The sequence below is a fragment of the Burkholderia sp. MSMB2157WGS genome (assembly GCF_001532755.1).
Lineage (GTDB): Bacteria > Pseudomonadota > Gammaproteobacteria > Burkholderiales > Burkholderiaceae > Burkholderia.
Window position 1 is genome coordinate 386,625 of sequence record NZ_LPJG01000011.1, and the last position, 18,493, is coordinate 405,117.

Sequence of the window (18,493 nt, forward strand, 5' to 3'; positions counted from 1 at the left end):
CGCGCCGCGGCCGGCGCGAGCGCCCTGCCGTCACGCCATCTCCGGCAGCCTGAACACGGCCACCGCGTGCCGCAGTGCGCTCGCCTGCTCGGCCAGTGCGTGAGTCGCGGCCGCGGCCTGCTCGACGAGCGCCGCGTTGCGCTGGGTCGCCTCGTCCATCTGCGTGACCGCGACGTTCACCTGATCGATGCCGCCGCTCTGCTCTTGCGACGCGGACGAGATTTCTCCGACGATCGTCGTGACGCGCTGCACTGCGTCCACGATCTCGTGAATCGATTCTCCCGCACGGCCGATCAGCACGGCACCCTCGTCGACCCGCCGAGTCGATTGTTCGATGAGCCCCTTGATCTCCTTCGCGGCCGACGCGCTACGCTGCGCGAGCGTGCGCACCTCCGCCGCGACGACGGCGAAGCCGCGCCCCTGCTCGCCGGCGCGCGCGGCTTCGACCGCGGCGTTCAGCGCAAGGATGTTGGTCTGGAAGGCGATGCCGTCGATCACCGCGATGATTTCACCGACTTTCGTCGCGCTATCGGCAATGCCGTTCATCGTGTGGACGGCGTCCGTCATCACGCCGCCGCCGGTCGACGCGATGTTCGATGCATCGTGCGCCAGTTGCGCCGCATGTTGCGCGTGCTCGGCCGACTGACGCACGATGCCGGTCAACTGCGCCATGCTCGCGGCTGTCTCCTCGAGCGACGCGGCCTGCGATTCGGTCCGCGACGACAGGTCGTGATTGCCGGAGGCGATCTGCGCGCTCGCGGTTGCGACGGCCTCGGCATGCGTGCGCACTTCGAGCACGACGCGAGACAGGCTGGTCTGCATCGTCTGCAATGCCCGCAGCAGATGGGCGATCTCGTCTCGGCCGCTCGCGTCGACGTCGCGGGTCAGGTCGCCGCCGGCGACGGCCTGGGCACACGCCACTGCGCGATCGAGCGGGCGCAGGATCGCGCGACTGAACAGGAACGCCCCGACCATCGCGACGCCGAGCACAATCAGCATCAGCACGAGGCTCACGGCGGTCGCCCGCTGCGCGTCGCGGCTCGCCTTCGCCGACACGGCGGCACTCTCCGCGGCGATCGTCTGTGCCGCCCGCTCCAGCAGCGCAGCGGGCTCACGGTCGACGCCCGCGACGGCGGCATCACCGGCCGACGGCTCGAAACCGGCAGCCTTGAACGCGTCGAAGCCACGCCGGTAGCCGTCACCCATCGTCGCGTGCTCGCGCATGAACTGCTCGACGAGCGAGCGGCTCTCGCCGGCCGGCAACCGCCGGACGAGCTGTGCGGCGAGCGAATCGACCGCGCGTTCGCGCGTCTGGAATGCCTGCCAGTAGCGATCGAGCTTCTCGGGCTGCTTGCCGCGCAACAGCGTGTCCTTCCATTCCTGCACCTGCAGCTTGAACTGCACGAGCGAGGCCGACACGAGCCGTTCGTTGCCGACGTTCGTCTGCACGTCTTCGGCAAACGTATCGATCGACCGGTTGAGGATGTGGATGCCATATAGCGCGCCACAGAACATCAGTGACAGCGCGACCGCAAATGCGAGAGGAATCTTGTAGCTCAGCTTCATGGAACCTTGAGTCGACGTGGAACGATGGCGGGCGGCATGGGTGCCGGCCGCGGTACCGTGTTAACGGCGCGGACATCGAAGGTTTAAAGCTGAGGAAAGCGGTGAAGGTCGGGTACCGCGCGGGCCGGTCAGCTCGAACGGCGCGTACGATGCCGTGGCGCGTACGATGCCGTGGCGCGACTGTCCCGCGGCGTCATCCAGCGGCGCACGATGACGAGCTACACATTGCACCGGAGACCAAAAACGAAAAACCCCTTGATCCTTCCGGATCAAGGGGCTTCGTATTTTGGCGGAGAGGGTGGGATTCGAACCCACGGTACGGGGAAACCGTACGCCTGATTTCGAGTCAGGTACATTCGACCACTCTGCCACCTCTCCTTCCTTACTGCATTTCGCGGTTGGTCGTTTCCGCGAAAGAAAAGATTATAAAACGATCTTTTCTTGGCTGACAAGCCCCTTCTGCAAATTTTTTTGCGGGGCTTCGGAAGGCCCGCGTTACGACGCCTGTGCCGGCGCGTCGATGCGCTCCATACCGCCCATGTACGGACGCAGCACTTCCGGCACCGTGACCGAGCCGTCCGCGTTCTGGTAGTTCTCCAGCACCGCGACGAGCGTGCGGCCGACCGCCAGGCCCGAACCGTTCAGCGTGTGCACGAGCTCCGGCTTGCCTTGCGCGTTGCGGAACCGCGCCTGCATCCGGCGCGCCTGGAACGCCTCGGTATTCGAGCAGCTCGAGATCTCGCGATAGGTGTTCTGCGCGGGCAGCCACACCTCGAGGTCGAACGTCTTCGCGGCCGAAAAGCCCATGTCGCCCGTGCACAGCGTGATCACGCGGTACGGCAGGCCGAGCTTCTGCAGGATCGCTTCCGCGTGGCCGACCATCTCGTCGAGCGCCGCGTACGACGTTTCCGGCGCGACGACCTGCACCATCTCGACCTTGTCGAACTGGTGCTGACGGATCATCCCGCGCGTGTCGCGGCCGTACGAACCGGCTTCCGAGCGGAAGCACGGGGAATGCGCGGTGAGCTTGATCGGCAGCGCGGATGCGTCGACGATCGACTCGCGCACGGTGTTCGTCAGCGAAATCTCGGACGTGGAGATCAGGTATTGCGTGACCGTGTTTTCCGCGCCGCCCTTCTCGACGCGGAACATGTCGTCCGCGAACTTCGGCAACTGGCCCGTGCCGTACAGGATCTCGGGATTCACGATGTACGGCGTATACGTTTCGGTATAGCCGTGCTGCTGCGTGTGCGTGTCGATCATGAACTGCGCGAGCGCGCGGTGCAGGCGCGCGATCGGGCCGCGCAGCATCGTGAAGCGCGCGCCGGCGAGCTTCGCGCCGGTCTCGAAATCGAGACCGAGCGGCGTGCCGACGTCGACGTGATCCTTCACCTCGAAGTCGAACTGGCGCGGCGTACCCCAGCGGCGCACCTCGACGTTGTCGGCTTCGTCCTTGCCGACCGGCACGCTTTCGTGCGCGACGTTCGGCATGCCGAGCATCAGGTCGGACAGGCGCGCCTGGATCTCGCCGAGCTTGGCTTCCGACGCCTTCATGTCGTCGCCGATCCCGCCGACCTCGGCCATCACGGCCGACGTGTCCTCGCCCTTCCCCTTCATCGCGCCGATCTGCTTCGACAGGCTGTTGCGGCGCGCCTGAAGCTCTTCGGTGTGGGTCTGGATCGCGCGGCGTTCCGCCTCGAGGGCAGAGAACGCGGCGACGTCGAGGGTGTAGCCGCGATCGGCGAGGCGCTTGGCGACGCCGTCGAGGTCTTTGCGCAGCAACTGGATGTCGAGCATGGGAGGACTTGGAAAAATCGTTGTGTAAGACGGGAATTCTAACGCACCCCGCGGCCGCCACGGCATTGGCCGGACGGACGATGCCGCAAAATGGACGGCCATGGCAGTATCGCATTGGCGGTCCGCCGCACCGGCGGCCGGCGAATGGCCGCGCGCCTCGCGATGACGGATCGCGACACGCCCGCGCCGGCGCATGGCAACCGAATCAGGCGAAGCACCGGCTCCGCGTCACAGCCCCAAGGAATCCGATGACCATCGAACTCGACAAGGATTTACGCGACCGCGCGATCGCGTCGCTGCAACGTTATTTCACAGAAAACATGGACGAGCCGATCGGCAACATCCAGGCCGGCGCGCTGCTGCATTTCTTCGTCCAGGAAATCGCGCCGGCGATCTACAACCTCGCGATCGCCGACGCGCAGGAACGCCTGCATGCGCGGGTCGCCGAACTCGACATCGAATGCCACGAAGAGCCGTTCGAATACTGGAAGAAACAGCCGCCGGGCCGCAACAAGCGCTGACGCCTCCGCGGCGGCGCAGGCCGGAGCGGCCCGCGCGGCGCCGTCAGTCCTTCTTGCCGGCCTCGCGATCGAGCTCGCGCAGCCATGCAAGCTTGTCGGCGATCTTCGATTCGAGCCCGCGCGGCACCGGTTGATACCAGCGCGGCTCGCGCATCCCTTCCGGCAGATAGCTTTCGCCGGCCGCATACGCGTTCGGCTCATCGTGCGCGTAACGATACGCGTGACCGTAGCCGAGCTCCTTCATCAGCTTGGTCGGCGCGTTGCGCAGGTGCACGGGCACCTCGCGCGACTTGTCCTGCTTCACGAACGCCATCGCCTGGTTGAACGCGTTGTAGCCGGCGTTGCTCTTCGCCGCGCACGCGAGATAGATCACGGCCTGCCCGAGCGCGAGCTCGCCTTCCGGCGAGCCGAGCCGCTCGTAGGTTTCGGCGGCGTCGTTCGCCACCTGCAACGCACGCGGATCGGCCAGGCCGATGTCTTCCCATGCCATCCGCACGATGCGCCGCGCGAGATACTTCGGATCCGCGCCGCCGTCGAGCATCCGGCAGAACCAGTACAGCGCGCCGTCCGGGCTCGAGCCGCGCACCGACTTGTGCAGCGCCGAAATCTGGTCGTAGAAGTTGTCGCCGCCCTTGTCGAAGCGCCGTGCGTTCAGCGTCATCGCGCTGCCGACGAAATCCGCATCGATCGTCGCCACCCCGGCCGACGCCGCCGCCGTCTGCGCCTGTTCGAGCAGGTTCAGGAAGCGGCGCGCGTCGCCGTCCGCGTAGCCGACCAGCGTATCGATCGCCTTGTCGTCGAACGCGAGGCCGTCGAGCGCGATGTCCTGCGCCCGCTTCAGCAACTGGCGCATCTCGTCGTCGTTCAGCGACTTCAGCACGTACACCTGCGCACGCGACAGCAACGCCGAATTGACCTCGAAACTCGGGTTTTCGGTCGTCGCGCCGATGAAGGTCACGAGGCCCGACTCGACGAACGGCAGCAGCGCATCCTGCTGCCCCTTGTTGAAACGGTGGATCTCGTCGACGAACAGGATCGTGTGGCGCCCGGTGCGGTTCAGCGTGTCCTTCGCCTGCTCCATCGACTCGCGGATGTCCTTCACGCCGCCGAGCACCGCGGACAGCGCGATGAACTCGCAGTCGAACGCGAGCGCGGTGAGCCGCGCGAGCGTCGTCTTGCCGACGCCGGGCGGCCCCCACAGGATCATCGAATGCGGCTTGCCCGATTCGAACGCGAGCCGCAGCGGCTTGCCTTCGCCCAGCAAATGCGTCTGGCCGATCACCTCGGCGAGCGTTTTCGGCCGCAGCGCCTCGGCGAGCGGCCGGCGCGGCTCGACTTGAAACAGGTCGGACATGAACCCTCGCTCCAGATCAAACGATGGCGGCCGAACCGGCCGCCGGACCTGACATTATGACAGCCGCGCGACCATGCCGCCGCGCGTGGTGGGCAGTGATGGCGCCTGGCGCCGGTACTCCGTACCCGCACAGAGTACGGACGCCATGCGCCGCGCCCGGTAACCGCGCCTGAAAACAACACGGGCCTGCCGTCGCCGGCAGGCCCGTGTCGGGAAAACGACGCAACGAACGTCAGCCGTTGATCACGTCCGCGCCCTTCGGCACGACGAACTTGAATGTATCGCCCTTCAGCGGCGGGTTCGTCTGGATGTTCGTGAAGGTCAGCAGCGTCACGTTGCCGAACACGTCGTGCAACTCCATCGCGGCGAGCGTGCCGTTGCGGAAGCCGATGCCGATCCGCTGGAACTGCGTGTCCTGCGCCTTCGGCAGCATCTCGAGCCACTCGATGCCGCCCTTCTCGCCGGCGTCGCGCAGCGTGTAGTTCTTGTCGAGATCGTTGCTGCCGAACAGGATCGCGGCCGGGCTCGCGCCCAGCGCGCCGTTCAGCTTGCGCTCGGTGACCTGGTTCAGGTCGCGGTCGTACACGTACAGCTTGTCGCCGTCGGCCTGCAGCACCTGCTGGTACGGCTTCTGATACGTCCAGATGAATTTGCCCGGACGCGAGAACACGAACGTGCCGCTCGAATTGTCGGTGGGCTTCGGCGCGGCCTGCGCGGCGCTCGCGCCCTTGGCCGGCGCCTTGACGATCTGCTGCGTGAAATCGCCCTTGGCCGAACGCACCTGCGACACGAAGGCCTTCAGTTGCTCGGTGCCGCCCGCGAACGCGTGCGTCGCCGCGAGCATCAGCGAGGCGCCGGCGAGCGCCGCACCGAGCCAGCGCCGCGTCGAACGAAGAGACATGGCGAACGAATGTTGCTGCATATTGCGGTTTTCTCCCTGGGTGGCCGGCGCCGCGGACTCATTCCGCATCGCGCGCCGGCACAAGAATTTCGCGGTTGCCGCTCGACGACATCGCCGACACGAGCCCCGACTGTTCCATCTGCTCGAGCAACCGCGCCGCGCGGTTGTAGCCGATCCGCAGATGACGCTGCACGAGCGAGATCGACGCGCGGCGGTTCTTGATGACGATCTCGACCGCCTGGTCGTACAGCGGATCAGACTCGCCGCCGCCTTCGCCGGTTCCCGCGCCGGCCGAGCCCTCGTCGCCGTCGGCGGTGCCGCCTTCGAGCAGACCCTCGACGTAGTTCGGCTCGCCCTGCTCCTTGAGCTTCTCGACGACGCGGTGCACTTCGTCGTCGGCGACGAACGCGCCGTGCACGCGCACGGGCAGCCCGGTACCGGGCGGCAGGTACAGCATGTCGCCCATCCCGAGCAGCGATTCGGCGCCCATCTGGTCGAGAATCGTGCGCGAGTCGATCTTCGACGACACCTGGAACGCGATCCGCGTCGGCACGTTCGCCTTGATCAGGCCGGTGATCACGTCGACCGACGGCCGCTGCGTCGCGAGGATCAGGTGGATGCCGGCCGCACGCGCCTTCTGCGCGATCCGCGCGATCAGCTCCTCGACCTTCTTTCCGACGACCATCATCAGGTCGGCCAGCTCGTCGATCACGACGACGATGTTCGGCAGCCGGCCGAGCGGCTCGGGATCGTCCGGCGTCAGGCTGAACGGGTTCGGGATCTTCTCCTCGCGCTTCGCCGCGTCGTCGATCTTGTTGTTGTAGCCGGCGAGGTTGCGCACGCCGAGCTTGCTCATCAGCTTGTAGCGGCGCTCCATCTCCGCGACCGTCCAGTTCAGCGCATGGCCGGCCTGGCGCATGTCGGTGACGACCGGACACAGCAGGTGCGGAATGCCTTCGTAGACGCTCATTTCGAGCATCTTCGGATCGATCAGGATCAGGCGCACCTGCTCGGCGGTGGCCTTGTACAGCAGCGACAGGATCATCGCGTTGATCCCGACCGACTTGCCCGAACCGGTCGTACCGGCCACCAGCAGATGCGGCATCTTCGCGAGATCCGCGCACACCGGCTTGCCGCCGATGTCCTTGCCGAGGCTCAGCGTCAGCGCCGACGCCGCGGCCGCATACACCTCGGAGCCGATGATCTCGGACAGGTGCACCGTCTGGCGGCGCTGATTCGGCAGCTCGAGCGCCATGTAGTTCTTGCCGGGGATCGTCTCGACCACGCGGATCGACACGAGCGACAGCGAACGCGCGAGATCCTTCGCGAGGTTGACGATCTGGCTGCCCTTCACGCCGGTGGCCGGTTCGATCTCGTAGCGCGTGACGACCGGGCCCGGATACGCGGCGACGACGCTCGCCTCGACGCCGAAGTCCTTCAGCTTCTTCTCGATCAGGCGCGACGTGAACTCGAGCGTATCGGCGGAAATCGCTTCCTGCGTCTTCGGCGCGGGATCGAGCAGCGACACCGGCGGCAGCGTCGAATCGCCCGGCAGGTCGGTGAACAGCGGCACCTGGCGCTCGCGCTCGACGCGCTCGGACTTCGCGGGCGTGACGACCGGCGGCACGATCGTCACGGGCTCGTGATCCTCGATGCGCACGCGCTCCTCCTCGACCTTGCCTTCGCGCCGCACCGCCGCGGCCTCGCCGAGCTTGCGGTCGCGCTCGGCCTCGCGGCGCAGCTTCGCGACGTTGACCGCGGACAGGATCGCGCCGCCGACCCGCTCGGCGACCGACAGCCACGAGAAGCGGAAATACAGCGACAGGCCGATCGCGAGCGCGATCAGCAGCAACAGCGTGCCGCCCGTGAAGCCGAACGCATGCGACATCGCACCCGCGACGGCCTCGCCGACGACGCCGCCCGGCGCACGCGGCAACTGCACCTTCAGCGACCACATGCGCAGCGCCTCGATGCCGTCGCAGGCGAGCACGACCAGCACGAACGCAAAGATTTCGGTCAGCCAGCCGATCGGCCGCTCCGGTTCGTCGGGAATCGCGTCGTGGCGCGTGATGCGGCGGTAGTTGACGGCGATGCGCCGCCCGAGCGGCACGATCAGCCAGTAGGCCGACAGGCCGAACAGCAGCAGGATGATGTCGGCCGTCCACGCGCCGACGCGGCCGGCCCAGTTCGAGATGTGATCGACCTGGGCGGCGTGCGTCCAGCTTGGATCGCGCCGGCTGTAGCTCAGCAGGGCCATCACCAGAAAGGCGCAGAGCGCGACCTGGAGAATCCAGCGGATCTCCGTGAGGAGCTTCGACATCCGGTGCGGCAACGCCTGTGCCTGGGCGGAATAAGGAGCTTTTGCCATGAATCCGTATAAAGAGGACGGGCCGTGCGCCCGCCTGTCGTTCGATCGCGCTTATTGTAAACGCTGCACCGCGCCGCCAAGTGTAAATGACGGTTACATAAGAGGGCCGGGATCACGCATCGAGCGGATACCGGGACACCGCGCGGGCGAGCGCGACATGAGCCGCCCAGTCACTCGCGCTCGACTGCGACAATGCACCGCCCGATGCGGCGGTGCCGGTCGTCGCTGACGCCCCACCTGCTTGCCGCGCCGCCGGCCGCCCGCGAGACACTATCGTCGCGATTGAAACTCTCGTTCGGCAGCGCAGCAACGGGGCCTTTATAATGCGCGTCTGATACCCATCTATGACGGCATCCCGGTCAACCCAGACCGTCCGGCGAGCCCTACCCCGCCCGCCGCGGCCGCCTTTTACGGATTCGCACATGTCCACGCCCAAACACGCCAAAGTCCTGATTCTCGGTTCCGGCCCCGCCGGCTACACGGCCGCCGTCTACGCGGCACGCGCCAACCTGTCGCCGGTGCTGATCACCGGCATCGCGCAGGGCGGTCAGCTGATGACCACGACCGACGTCGAAAACTGGCCGGCGGACGCGAAGGGCGTGCAAGGCCCGGAACTGATGGCGCGCTTCCAGGAGCATGCCGAGCGTTTCAACACCGAAATCGTCTTCGACCACATCCACACCGCGAAGCTGCACGAGCAGCCGATCCGCCTGATCGGCGACTCGGGCGAATACACGTGCGACTCGCTGATCATCGCGACCGGCGCGTCGGCGCAGTATCTCGGCCTGCCGTCCGAGGAAGCGTTCATGGGCAAGGGCGTGTCGGCCTGCGCGACCTGCGACGGCTTCTTCTATCGCGGCCAGGAAGTCGCGGTGATCGGCGGCGGCAACACGGCCGTCGAGGAAGCGCTCTACCTGACCGGCATCGCGAAGAAGGTCACGGTGATCCATCGCCGCGACAAGTTCCGCGCGGAGCCGATCCTGATCGACCGCCTGCTGGAGAAGCAAAAGGAAGGTGTCGTCGACATCAAATGGGATCACGTGCTCGACGAAGTGACGGGCGAGGAGTCGGGCGTCACGGGCCTGCGCATCAAGAACGTGAAGACCGGCGCGACGGAAGACCTGCACGTGCAGGGCGTGTTCGTCGCGATCGGCCACAAGCCGAACACCGACCTGTTCCAGGGCCAGCTGGAGATGAAGGACGGCTACATCCTGACGAAGAGCGGCCTGCAAGGCAACGCGACGTCGACGAGCGTGCCGGGCGTGTTCGCCGCGGGCGACGTGCAGGACAACGTGTACCGCCAGGCGATCACCAGCGCGGGCACGGGCTGCATGGCCGCGCTCGACGCGCAGCGCTACCTCGAAAGCCTGCACGACAAGAAGTAAGGCGGGAGCGCTGCCGCGCCGGACGCTACAATGGCGTCCGCTGCCGCGAAGCGGGCTCGACCGGAAAGCCGCTGCCGCCGCGCAGCGGCTTTTTTTGTGCCCGCGCGCCCGAACGCGCCTGCCCCGTTACCGAATCATGGCGAAGAACCAGCCCCATCCGAGCGATCCCGCGAAGCGGAAGATCGCTGCCCGTCCCGTGACCCCGGCGCCCGAGGCGCCGCCGCCCGCGCCCGATGCGGCCGCGTTGCGGGGCCAGGGTCTCGCGGGCCTCGGCGCATTGCGCAAGTCGCTGCAAGGCGAAGCCGATCGTCGCGAACGCGCGCGCATCGAAGCCGCGAAGGCCGAGCGCAAGGCGGAAGCCGACGCGAACCTGTTCCGCAACGAAATCGGCGCGATCCGGCCGCTGAACGCGCCGCCGCGCGCGTCGTCCGGCCGCATGCCGCCCGACCCGGTGCCGAAACAGACGCAGCGCGACGAGGAAGCCGTGCTGAACGCGACGCTGTCCGACGAATTCGATCCGGAGACGCTGCTCGACAGCGACGAATCGCTGTACTACCACCGCCCCGGCATCAGCCGCGAGGTGGTGCGCAAGCTGAGGAGCGGCGCATGGATCGTGCAGGCGCAGATCGATCTGCACGGCATGCGGCGCGACGAAGCGCGCGATGCGCTCGCCGAATTCATCCGCGAAGCCGGCAAGAAGGGGCTGCGCTGCCTGCGCGTGATCCACGGCAAGGGGCTCGGCTCGATCGGCAAGGAACCCGTGCTGAAGGGCAAGGTGCGCGCATGGCTCGTGCAGAAGGAAGAAGTGATCGCATTCTGCGAGGCCCGCGGCCACGACGGCGGCGCGGGCGCGGTGCTGGTGCTGCTGCAGCCGCACGCGGCGCCGACCGACCGGGGGCCGCGTGCCGCATCCTAGGCTGACGCTCGCGATCGCGGTACTGGAGGCGATCGCCACGCTGGCCTTCGCGATTTCGGGGTTCATCGAGGCGCGCAAGAACCGCCTCGACTCGGTCGGCACGTTCGTCGTCGCGCTCGCGACCGCATTCGGCGGCGGCACGCTGCGCGACATCCTGCTCGAGCGCCGGCCGTTCTACTGGGTCGTGCACGACGATTACGTGATCGCGATCTTCGTGCTCGCGCTGTTCGCGCCGTTCGTGCTGCGGATGCTGTCGCGGCTGTCGGCCGAACGGCTGCTGCTGATCGCCGATGCGATCGGGCTCGGCATCTTCAGCATCTCGGGCACGGCGATCGCGCTCGACGCCGAGATGCCGCGCTTCATCGCGGTGATGATGGGCGTGATTACCGGCGTGGTCGGCGGGATCGTCCGCGACGTGCTGTGCAACGACATCCCGCTGATCCTGCGCGATTCACGGCCCTACGCGACCTGCGCGTTCGTCGGCTGCTGGTTCTACCTGCTGCTCGTGTGGCTGCAGTTCGACTCGGTGTACAGCGTGCTGTTCGCGACCGGCTTCATCCTCGTCGCCCGGCTCGCGACGTTCAAGTTCGACGTGCGGTTGCCGCACTGAGCGGCTCGACCCGCCGCCGTGCCTCACCTCGACAATTCACCGCTGAACGCCGCTCGATACGAATCTTGAATGCGGCATCGAGAGCAGTATGCCGCTTCGCTCCTTCGAATGTATCGGTTGCCTTTGCAGTGTTGCTTCTCAAGATCAATGCAACCCGACGCCCCCCAGGCGAATATCTCAAAATAAACCGCTTGCAAATGATCATCAATTACGCAACACTAAGAAAGCAATTCGTAATAATTTAACTAAATAATTTAGAGGGTAAATATCAAATGAGAGAATTGACCATCAACGAATTGGATCTCGTTTCCGGCGCCACGTGGGCAGGTGATATCGCCATGAGTGCGGCGACTGGCTGGGCCGGCGCTGTCGCGGGATTCGGCATCGGCGGCGTGATCGGGGGCCCCGTCGGCGGTATGATCGGCGGCGCGGTCGGTTTTGGAATGGGAGTGGCCGCGAGTGCAGGGTTCTCTGCGAGTGGCGGTACATTCGGGCGTGAACCAGCGGGCACGGATTATTCCGGCTGCAGCTACCATTAACACTAATGACGCTTCACGACATAAAAATTTCCGAAAGGAGACTTCGTGAGCATTCAATTCAGCATCGAACCTTCCCTATTCAAAAATCAATATCAAGAAAAGCAGCCGCTCCTCATGAGGAGCGCAGCTTCGATCGAGAATTTTTCTTGGAGAGATGTAAACGAAATTTTTTCAAGATGCGATGTCGACTCGAAAGATTTCAAGATTTCATATAACGGCATTCGTCCAAAGCACGAGTACGTCGAGAGCTATCTGGATATCGGAACGCTGCGACACCGGCTGGTCAAGCCTGTTGTATACGACCTTCTGCGCAAAGGCGCGACATTGATCGCGAATAAAATTACCAATGAGCCGCGAATATATGAATTTTCACGCGCCATCGCGCAGTACACCGGACGGCGGATTGTAAGTAGCGCATATGCGGCGTTCGGGACGAAGGACTCATATCGTTGTCATTGGGATACCCGCGATGTCTTTGCCATACAGATCATCGGACGGAAGCGCTGGATTCTGTATGAACCGTCTTTAGACTTACCTCTCTACACCCAACAAAGCAGAGACTATGAACATCTACATCCTTGCCCCTCGGCGGTGTATATGGACACCGTCCTGGAGCCCGGCGACGTTTTGTACATTCCACGCGGATGGTGGCACAACCCGCTACCGCTAGGCGGTGGAACGTTTCATCTAGCTCTCGGGACTTTTCCAGCGTATGCGATCGATTATCTGAGCTGGATCGTAGCTCAAATGCAAAATTTTTTATCTGCAAGAAAGGCACTTGTCGATCCGAGGCCGGACAGTGAATTAATGGACGAACTTACCAAGGACTTGAGCTCCTTGATAATGGACCCAAAATCATACGCCAAATTCATCGATGAATACATTGGAGCAACCCGAATCGACACGCCTCTTGCAATCGACATTTTTGGCAACACGCAAATTGATGCAATAAGCGACAGCACTTCATTGCGAATTGCAACGCAGACACCACATCACGGCCTTGCCAATCGCTACATCATAGCAAATGGAACCAAGATCAATCTCAGCGAACAGAGTATGATGTTGATTACAACAATCATCGAAAAACCGGGGATCACAGTTGGGAATTTGAAATATCACTACCCTGACTTCGATGGAAACAAAGTCACAAAACTAATAACCGATCTCTGCCATCATGACATTATTGAAATAATGCCCGAATGATATGTCGCGCCGATTTATCATCGGAGATCATTCCAACCATTTCGCACGACCAGCTCTATCCTATCCAGCTTCGACCAAACTTCCCGGTCAAACATCGATTACGCCAAAAAGACGCCCATGAAGACGATCCCATTCCTATTCGTCCTTCGACTAATAGTTCCAGAACTCAAATCCATCCCGAAAAACGAAATTCACCTCGTTCTCGAAAGCGCCGAACTTACCTCGGAGGACCGCACAAAAAAATGCTACCGGCAATGCTTCGTCGCGTCCATATTTGTTCCATTCATCGCATTGCTCTCCATCTTCTTTTCGTTCGGCCTATTCTCAATAGAATCTAGGATGCTAACCGTACCGGTTCTAAGTGCGGCCTCGGTCTACTTGAGCCTGCTCATGCTCTCCATTCTCGGTTCAGTTATATTTGCCCCCGCGGTTCGCGAGGAACTCAAATCGAGGCGCAACCTTCGCCAATTCGATTGATATCGTTTCAGATGGTATTTTTCAGTGATCGAGGACTCTTGAAGCCCTCTCATCACGCCCTTCAGAAATACAGGCTGGAACCAGATGTTTTCTCGCGCTTTTTTGAGACACGGAGCGCATTTGCCAACGTACGGAACATTGCGCGCCGCAGCAGTAAGCGGCCGTGTATTCCGCAAAATACGCAAAGGGCCGTCACATGGGACGGCCCTTTGCATTTTCGGCGGGACGTGCCTGCGTCACGCGATCCGCTCTTCCGACGCCGGATCGAACAGCACCGCCTTCGACACGTCGAACAGCAGCGACTGCGTCTGCCCCGGCTGCGGGTTCGCGGCCGGATGCACGCGGCTCACGATCCGCTTGCCGTTCACCTGCGCGAACACGTGCGTGTCCGGCCCGGTCGGCTCGGTCACGTCGACGCGCACGTCGATCGGCTGCAGGTTCGACGCCTCGCCGTTGTGCGCGTTACGCGCGTCGGTGATGCGCTCCGGACGCAGGCCGAGGATCACCTCGCGGCCGACGTGCGACTTCAGCTTCGCCGCGTCGAACGGCAGGATCAGCGCGCTGCGCGCGAGGCCCGTGTCGATCTCGAGCGCGATCCCGCTGCCCTGCTCGACCAGCTTGCCGTTGATGAAGTTCATCGGCGGCGCGCCGATGAAGCCCGCGACGAACAGGTTCGACGGCGAATCGTAGATCTCCTGCGGCGCGCCGAACTGCTGGACCACGCCGTCCTTCATCACCGCGATGCGATCGCCGAGCGTCATCGCCTCGATCTGGTCGTGCGTCACGTAGACGATCGTCGTGCCGAGGCGCTGGTGCAGCAGCTTGATTTCCGCGCGCATCTCGATGCGCAGCTTCGCGTCGAGGTTCGACAGCGGTTCGTCGAACAGGAACAGCGACGGATCGCGCGCGAGCGCGCGGCCCATCGCGACGCGCTGGCGCTGGCCGCCCGACAACTGGCCCGGCTTGCGATCGAGCAGATGCTGGATCTGCAGCATCGCGGACACGCGCTCGACGATCTGCTGCTGCTCGCTCTTCGGCACCTTGCGGATGTTCAGCCCGAACGAGATGTTCTCGCGCACCGTCATCGACGGATACAGCGCGTACGACTGGAACACCATCGCGATGTCGCGATCCTTCGGCGACAGGTCGTTGACGACCTTGCCGTCGATGCAGATCTCGCCGCTCGTCACGGTCTCGAGGCCGGCGATCATGTTGAGCAGCGTCGACTTCCCGCAGCCCGACCCGCCGACCAGGATCAGGAATTGTCCGTCCTCGATCTCGATGTCGACACCCTTCAGGACCGGCACCCCGTTCGGGTAGGTCTTGTACACGTCACGGATGGAAAGGCTTGCCATGCTGTGAATCCTCTGTCTCGTCTCGCGCGGCGCGCTCCGGCGCCGCGTCGGGTTCGTTTCGATGCGCCGCGCGTCCTGCGCGGCCGGTTCGTCGTATCGGATAAAGCCGCGCTTACCCCTTCACCGCGCCCGCCGTCAGCCCGCGCACGAAGTAGCGGCCGGCGACGATGTAGACGAGCAGCGTCGGCAGCGCGGCGATGATCGCGCCGGCCATGTCGACGTTGTATTCCTTCACGCCCGTCGACGTGTTGACGAGGTTGTTCAGCGCCACCGTGATCGGCATCGAGTCGACGCCGGAGAACACGATCCCGAACAGGAAGTCGTTCCAGATCTGCGTGAATTGCCAGATCAGGCACACCATGAAGATCGGCAGCGACACCGGCAGCAGGATCTTCGTGAAGATCGTGAAGAAACCCGCGCCGTCGATGCGCGCGGCCTTCACGAGTTCGGCCGGCACGCTCACGTAGAAGTTGCGGAAGAACATCGTCGTGAACGCGATCCCGTACACGACGTGCACGAACACGAGGCCCGGAATCGTATTGGCGAGACCGAGCATCCCCTGCAGGCGCGCCATCGGCAGCAGGATCACCTGAAACGGGATGAAGCAGCCGACCAGCATCATCGTGAACAGCGCATCCGCGCCGCGAAAGCGCCAGTGGGTGAGCACGTAGCCGTTGAACGCGCCGATCAGCGACGAGATCAGCACGGCCGGAATCACCATCTGCAGCGAGTTCAGGAAGAACGGCTTCATCCCGTCGCAGCGCACGCCGGTACACGCGCCGCTCCACGCCTTCACCCACGGATCGACGGTCCAGTGCGACGGCGGCGTCAGCAGGTTGCCGGTGCGCAGCTGGTCGAGGTCCTTGAACGACGTCGACAGCATCACGTAGATCGGGAACAGGAAATACAGCGCGAACAGGATCAGCGCCGCATAGATCACCGCCCGGCTGATCGTCATCTTAGGCTGCATTGCGGGTGCTCCTCGATTCCATATACATCAGCGGCACCAGCACCGCGACCACGGTCGCGAGCATCATCACCGAGGACGCCGCGCCCAGGCCCAGCTGGCCGCGGTTGAACGAAAACGTGTACATGAACATCGCCGGCAGCGACGACGACGTGCCCGGGCCGCCTGCCGTCAGCGCGACGACGAGGTCGAAGGTCTTGATCGTGATGTGGCAGAGGATCAGCAGCACCGAGAAGAACACCGGGCGCATGCTCGGGATCACGATCTTGCGGTAGATGGTCGGCAGCGTCGCGCCGTCGACCTGCGCGGCCTTGAAGATCTCGCCGTCGACGCCGCGCAGCCCCGCGAGGAACAGCGCCATCACGAAGCCGGTCGACTGCCACACGGCCGCGATCACCACGCAGAAGATCGCCTTGTCCGGATCGTCGAGCCAGCCGAACGAAAAGCTCGTCCAGCCCCAGTCGTGCATCACCTTCTCGAGGCCGAGGCCCGGGTTCAGGATCCACTGCCACGCGGTGCCGGTGACGATGAACGACAGCGCCATCGGGTACAGGAAGATCGCGCGCAGCGCGCCTTCGTTGCGGATCCGCTGATCGAGCAGGATCGCGAGGAACAGCCCGAGCCCGACGCAGATCGCGATGAACGGAATCCCGAACCAGCCGAGGTTCGCGGCGGAAGTCCACCACACGTCGTTCTGGAACAGGTCCGTGTAACGGTCGAAGCCGTCGAATTCGTAGTTGGGCAACAGCCGCGAGTTGGTCAGCGACAGATAGCCGGTAATCAGGATGAAGCCGTAGATGAACACCACGGCGATCGCGACGCTCGGCGCGAGCACGAGCTTCGGGATCCAGCGATCGGCGAAGGCCGACATCGGCGACGTACGCCGTGCGGCGGCAGCGCCGGATCCGTTTCCGCTAAGAGGGGCAGCCACTTGATTCGACTCCTGGAACGAGGGCGGCGCAGGCCGGGCCGGCGCCGGGTACGGCACGAGCCCGCGGGCGAGCCCGTTTGCTGCACATGCAAAAACGCCCGGCCGATGAAGCGTTTCCGGCCGGGCGCCTGGCGCGCGTTACTTGACCTTCGCGGCCTTCGCGAGCGCGGCGACCGCGCTCTTCGAATCCTGCTGCGAGTTCATGAACTTCGTCACGACGTCGGTGATCGCGCCGGCGGTCGCGTCGCCTTGCGCCATGCCGTGCGCGAGCGACGGCACGAAGCCGCCCGACTTGATCGCGGTCTGCTCGTCGGCATACGACTTCTTCGCGCAGTCGTCGAACTTGTCCATCTTCACGCCGAGACGCACCGGCACCGAGCCCTTCAGCAGGCTGAACTGCTCCTGGAAGTCCGGCGTCATGATCGTCTTCGCGAGCGCGAGCTGGCCCGGCGTCGCGTTCTTCTCGCCCTTCTGCTGGAAGAACACGAACGAATCGACGTTGAACGTGTACGAATTCGCGGTGCCCGGCACCGGCGCGCAGATATAGTCCTTGCCCGCCTTCTTGCCGGCGTTCTCGAACTCGCCCTTCGCCCAGTCGCCCATGAACTGCATGCCGGCCTTGCCGTTGATGACCATCGCGGTCGCGAGGTTCCAGTCGCGGCCGTTACGGCCGGTATCGAAGTAGCCCTGGATCTTGCGCACCGTGTCGAATACCGACAGCATCTGCGGCGACGTCAGCGTGGCCTGGTCGAGATCGACCAGCGCCTTCTTGTAGAACGCCGGGCCCTGCGACAGCACGACGTCTTCCCACAGCGTCAGGTCCTGCCACGGCTGGCCGCCCATCGCGATCGGCTGGATGCCCGCGGCCTTCAGCTTGTCGGCCACCGCGAAGAATTCGGGCCAGGTGGTCGGCACCTTCGCGCCGACCTTGTCGAGCGCGGCCTTGTTGATGTAGAGCCAGTTGACGCGGTGCACCGAGAACGGCGCGGCGACGGTGTGACCCTTGTACTTGATGATCTTGTCGATTTCCGGCGGCAGGTTCTGCTTCCAGTCGCCGGCGGCCGAATCGATGTTGACGAGCACGCCCTGGTCGGCCCAGTCCTGGATCAGCGGGCCCTTGATCTGCGCGGCCGACGGGGAGTCGCCGCTGATCACCTTGGTCTTCAGCGCGGTCATCGCCGCGGCGCCGGCGCCGCCCGCGACCGCGAAGTCCTTCCACACGTAGCCCTGCTTCTGCAGGTCGTCCTTCAGCACGCCGACGGCCTTCGACTCGCCGCCCGAGGTCCACCAGTGCAGCACGGTTACGTTTTCGGCTGCCTGCGCCGCCACGGCGCCAGCCATCAGGCCTGCGGCGCAGAGCGCGCCCATGATCGAGCGAACTTTCATTACTTATCTCCTCCAGACTGAATCAACTCGTGAAGTTCCCTGACCGGGAACCGGCTTCTTGATAACGACGGGGAAATCGAGCCGCGGGACGCCTGCAGCGTACGGGCCGATGACCGGCCGGGCTCTTACAGAAAGCGTGAATCGAGATTCAACGGCGTGTCTCCTCTTTGTGTTTCTGGCCCGCCGCGATGCGGCACGAGCCCGGGGCTCGACGGCG

The 18,493-nt window shown here is 64.3% G+C and carries 15 protein-coding genes and 1 tRNA gene; 6 read left to right on the plus strand and 10 right to left on the minus strand.

What is annotated here, in order from left to right; genetic code table 11:
• Positions 1–30: 30 nt before the first annotated feature.
• The 3 genes from WT53_RS06490 to serS all read right to left on the minus strand — a co-directional run bounded on the left by WT53_RS06490 (position 31) and on the right by serS (position 3,363).
• Complete coding sequence (locus tag WT53_RS06490) at positions 31–1,566, minus strand: methyl-accepting chemotaxis protein (protein WP_060258875.1); 1,536 nt, start codon at positions 1,564–1,566, stop codon at positions 31–33.
• 287 nt (positions 1,567–1,853) lie between these two features.
• Positions 1,854–1,944, minus strand: a tRNA-Ser gene (locus tag WT53_RS06495).
• 117 nt (positions 1,945–2,061) lie between these two features.
• Positions 2,062–3,363: a serine--tRNA ligase gene (gene serS / locus WT53_RS06500; protein ID WP_034206662.1), complete on the minus strand. Its 1,302-nt coding sequence runs from the start codon at positions 3,361–3,363 to the stop codon at positions 2,062–2,064.
• A 248-nt stretch (positions 3,364–3,611) separates the two neighbouring features.
• Here serS and WT53_RS06505 point away from each other — a divergent pair, with 248 nt between their 5' ends.
• On the plus strand, positions 3,612–3,884 hold the full coding sequence (locus WT53_RS06505; RefSeq protein WP_059499917.1) for a DUF2164 domain-containing protein: 273 nt from the start codon (positions 3,612–3,614) through the stop codon (positions 3,882–3,884).
• Between the two features lie 43 nt (positions 3,885–3,927).
• Here WT53_RS06505 and WT53_RS06510 read toward each other — a convergent pair whose 3' ends face one another.
• The 3 genes from WT53_RS06510 to WT53_RS06520 all read right to left on the minus strand — a co-directional run bounded on the left by WT53_RS06510 (position 3,928) and on the right by WT53_RS06520 (position 8,507).
• The gene (locus WT53_RS06510) at positions 3,928–5,238 is read right to left on the minus strand and encodes a replication-associated recombination protein A (RefSeq protein WP_060258878.1); all 1,311 of its coding nucleotides are present in this window, start codon (positions 5,236–5,238) and stop codon (positions 3,928–3,930) included.
• A gap of 232 nt (positions 5,239–5,470) precedes the next feature.
• Positions 5,471–6,160, minus strand: a complete 690-nt coding sequence (lolA, locus tag WT53_RS06515) for an outer membrane lipoprotein chaperone LolA (protein ID WP_034206659.1) — start codon at positions 6,158–6,160, stop codon at positions 5,471–5,473.
• A 37-nt stretch (positions 6,161–6,197) separates the two neighbouring features.
• Positions 6,198–8,507 (minus strand): DNA translocase FtsK, encoded by a 2,310-nt coding sequence (locus WT53_RS06520; protein WP_034206658.1) that lies wholly within the window; start codon positions 8,505–8,507, stop codon positions 6,198–6,200.
• 422 nt (positions 8,508–8,929) lie between these two features.
• On the opposite strand from WT53_RS06520, the gene trxB reads away from it, so the two are divergent.
• From trxB to WT53_RS31970, 5 genes are all read left to right on the plus strand, one after another.
• A complete protein-coding gene (trxB, locus tag WT53_RS06525) occupies positions 8,930–9,892 on the plus strand; it encodes a thioredoxin-disulfide reductase (protein ID WP_034206657.1) in 963 nt (320 codons plus the stop codon).
• 136 nt (positions 9,893–10,028) lie between these two features.
• Positions 10,029–10,808, plus strand: a complete 780-nt coding sequence (locus WT53_RS06530) for a Smr/MutS family protein (protein WP_059824284.1) — start codon at positions 10,029–10,031, stop codon at positions 10,806–10,808.
• A complete protein-coding gene (locus tag WT53_RS06535; RefSeq protein ID WP_060258883.1) occupies positions 10,795–11,418 on the plus strand; it encodes a trimeric intracellular cation channel family protein in 624 nt (207 codons plus the stop codon). The genes WT53_RS06530 and WT53_RS06535 overlap by 14 nt, the downstream gene beginning before the upstream one ends.
• 272 nt (positions 11,419–11,690) lie before the next feature.
• Positions 11,691–11,957 (plus strand): hypothetical protein, encoded by a 267-nt coding sequence (locus WT53_RS06540; RefSeq protein ID WP_052100255.1) that lies wholly within the window; start codon positions 11,691–11,693, stop codon positions 11,955–11,957.
• 45 nt (positions 11,958–12,002) lie between these two features.
• Positions 12,003–13,160: a JmjC domain-containing protein gene (locus tag WT53_RS31970; RefSeq protein WP_080747741.1), complete on the plus strand. Its 1,158-nt coding sequence runs from the start codon at positions 12,003–12,005 to the stop codon at positions 13,158–13,160.
• Between the two features lie 713 nt (positions 13,161–13,873).
• Here the strand turns inward: WT53_RS31970 and WT53_RS06550 are convergent.
• The 4 genes from WT53_RS06550 to WT53_RS06565 form a co-directional block, all read right to left on the minus strand.
• Complete coding sequence (locus WT53_RS06550) at positions 13,874–14,992, minus strand: ABC transporter ATP-binding protein (RefSeq protein ID WP_059824288.1); 1,119 nt, start codon at positions 14,990–14,992, stop codon at positions 13,874–13,876.
• Between the two features lie 112 nt (positions 14,993–15,104).
• Positions 15,105–15,962: a carbohydrate ABC transporter permease gene (locus WT53_RS06555; RefSeq protein ID WP_034206653.1), complete on the minus strand. Its 858-nt coding sequence runs from the start codon at positions 15,960–15,962 to the stop codon at positions 15,105–15,107.
• On the minus strand, positions 15,952–16,890 hold the full coding sequence (locus tag WT53_RS06560; protein WP_034206652.1) for a carbohydrate ABC transporter permease: 939 nt from the start codon (positions 16,888–16,890) through the stop codon (positions 15,952–15,954). The genes WT53_RS06555 and WT53_RS06560 overlap by 11 nt, the downstream gene beginning before the upstream one ends.
• A 138-nt stretch (positions 16,891–17,028) precedes the next feature.
• On the minus strand, positions 17,029–18,276 hold the full coding sequence (locus WT53_RS06565; protein WP_034206651.1) for an ABC transporter substrate-binding protein: 1,248 nt from the start codon (positions 18,274–18,276) through the stop codon (positions 17,029–17,031).
• Positions 18,277–18,493 lie beyond the last annotated feature (217 nt).

Coding starts and splice junctions, on each gene's coding strand:
- WT53_RS06490 (WP_060258875.1), bottom strand. CDS start 1,566: ATGAAGCTGAGCTACAAGATTCCTCTCGCATTTGCGGTCGCGCTGTCA.
- serS (WP_034206662.1), bottom strand. CDS start 3,363: ATGCTCGACATCCAGTTGCTGCGCAAAGACCTCGACGGCGTCGCCAAG.
- WT53_RS06505 (WP_059499917.1), top strand. CDS start 3,612: ATGACCATCGAACTCGACAAGGATTTACGCGACCGCGCGATCGCGTCG.
- WT53_RS06510 (WP_060258878.1), bottom strand. CDS start 5,238: ATGTCCGACCTGTTTCAAGTCGAGCCGCGCCGGCCGCTCGCCGAGGCG.
- lolA (WP_034206659.1), bottom strand. CDS start 6,160: ATGCAGCAACATTCGTTCGCCATGTCTCTTCGTTCGACGCGGCGCTGG.
- WT53_RS06520 (WP_034206658.1), bottom strand. CDS start 8,507: ATGGCAAAAGCTCCTTATTCCGCCCAGGCACAGGCGTTGCCGCACCGG.
- trxB (WP_034206657.1), top strand. CDS start 8,930: ATGTCCACGCCCAAACACGCCAAAGTCCTGATTCTCGGTTCCGGCCCC.
- WT53_RS06530 (WP_059824284.1), top strand. CDS start 10,029: ATGGCGAAGAACCAGCCCCATCCGAGCGATCCCGCGAAGCGGAAGATC.
- WT53_RS06540 (WP_052100255.1), top strand. CDS start 11,691: ATGAGAGAATTGACCATCAACGAATTGGATCTCGTTTCCGGCGCCACG.
- WT53_RS06550 (WP_059824288.1), bottom strand. CDS start 14,992: ATGGCAAGCCTTTCCATCCGTGACGTGTACAAGACCTACCCGAACGGG.
- WT53_RS06555 (WP_034206653.1), bottom strand. CDS start 15,962: ATGCAGCCTAAGATGACGATCAGCCGGGCGGTGATCTATGCGGCGCTG.
- WT53_RS06565 (WP_034206651.1), bottom strand. CDS start 18,276: ATGAAAGTTCGCTCGATCATGGGCGCGCTCTGCGCCGCAGGCCTGATG.